We start from the raw sequence: 1828 nt of genomic DNA, 5'->3' as shown, positions 1-1828 counted from the left end.
GTGTAGGGACCGCCGCGCGCGCGTGCGGCGACGATGCGTTCGGCAAGGTCGTCGCCGATCTGACGGACCGCGGCCAGTCCGAGCCTGACCTCGCCGCCGCCCGCCTCAAGGGTGGCTGCGGCGAGACTGGCGTTGATGTCGGGCCCGTGCACCCGCACCCCGTGCCTGCGCGCGTCGGCGACCAGCGACTGGGGCGAGTAGAACCCCATCGGCTGGGCGTTGAGCAGCCCGGCACAGAAGGCGGCCGGGTGGTGCAGCTTGAACCAGGCCGAATAGAACACCAGCGCGGCGAAACTCTGCGAATGGCTCTCCGGGAAACCGAAATCGGCGAAGGCGTAGAGCTTCTCGTAGATCCGGTCGGCCACCTCGCCGGTGATGCCGTGCAGTTCGGCCATGCCCTGGTAGAGGCGGCCCTTGAGCCGTTCCATCCGTTCCGGCGAGCGTTTGGAGCCCATCGCGCGGCGCAGCTGGTCGGCCTCGGCGGCGCTGAACCCGGCGATGTCGACGGCCATCTGCATCAGTTGCTCCTGGAACAGCGGCACGCCGAGGGTGCGTCCGAGCGAATTCGCCAGCGCGGGATGGTCGTAGGTGACCTCCTCCACGCCGTTGCGGCGGCGGATGTAGGGGTGCACCGAGCCGCCCTGGATGGGGCCGGGCCGGATCAGCGCGACCTCCACCACCAGGTCGTAGAACTCGCGCGGCTTCAACCGGGGCAGGGTGGCCATCTGCGCGCGCGACTCCACCTGGAACACCCCCACCGAATCGGCCCGGGAGAGCATCTCGTAGACGGCGGGTTCTCGCAGGTCGAGTTCGTGCAGGCGAACCTCGACGCCCTCGTGCTCGCGCACCAGGTCGATCATGTAGTGCAGCGCCGAGAGCATGCCCAAGCCGAGCAGGTCGAACTTCACCAGGCCGACGGCGGCGCAGTCGTCCTTGTCCCACTGCAGGACGGTGCGGCCGGGCATGCGCGCCCACTCCACCGGGCAGACGTCGGCGATGGGCCGGTCGCAGATCACCATGCCGCCGGAGTGGATGCCCAGGTGCCGGGGCAGGCCCTCGATGTCGGCGGCCAGGGCGAGCACCGGCTCGGGGATGTCGGTGCCGGTCTCGGCGCCGACCCCGGTCCAGCGGCTGACCTGCTTGCTCCAGGCGTCCTGCAGGCCGGGTGGGTAGCCGAGCGCCTTGGCCGCGTCGCGCACCGCCGACTTGCCCCGGTAGGTGATCACATTGGCCACCTGGGCGGCGTATTCGCGGCCGTAGCGGGCGTAGACGTGCTGGATCACCTCTTCGCGACGGTCGGATTCGATGTCGAGGTCGATGTCGGGCGGCCCGTCGCGTTCCGGGGAGAGGAACCGCTCGAACAGCAACTCGTTGGCGACCGGGTCGACATTGGTGATGCCGAGCGCGAAACAGACCGCGGAGTTGGCGGCCGATCCCCTGCCCTGGCACAGGATGTCGTTGCGTTCGCAGAAGCCGACGATGTCGTGCACGACGAGGAAATAGCCGGGGAAGCCGAGCGTGGTGACGACGTCGAGTTCGTGCTCGAGCTGGCGGTAGGCGGGCGGGTTGGCGTGGCGGGGGCCGTAGCGGCGGGCCGCGCCGCGCAGGGTGAGTTCGCGCAGCCAGGAGTTCTCGTCGTGGCCGTCCGGCACCTCGAACGGCGGCTGTTGCGGGGCGATCAGCCGCAGGTCGAAGGCGCATTCGCGGGCGAGCGCGGCGGCCTCGGCGACCGCGCGGGGGCACTGGGCGAACAGCCGGGCCATCTCCGCGCCGGAACGCAGGTGCGGGCCGCCCGCCGGGGGCAGCCAGCCCGCCGCCTCGTCGAGGC

1 protein-coding gene is annotated in these 1828 nt (G+C 70.8%); it reads right to left on the bottom strand.

The window, feature by feature from the left end:
- Nucleotides 1-1828 (bottom strand): error-prone DNA polymerase (locus tag QH283_RS01525; protein ID WP_280501225.1); only part of this gene is annotated, 1828 nt, incomplete at both ends.

Origin of the sequence: Nocardia farcinica, assembly GCF_029867845.1 — a bacterium.
In the GTDB taxonomy this organism is placed as follows: domain Bacteria; phylum Actinomycetota; class Actinomycetes; order Mycobacteriales; family Mycobacteriaceae; genus Nocardia; species Nocardia farcinica_A.
The sequence above is the reverse complement of the archived record's forward strand: the minus strand, read 5'-3'. Positions and strand labels throughout refer to the sequence as shown.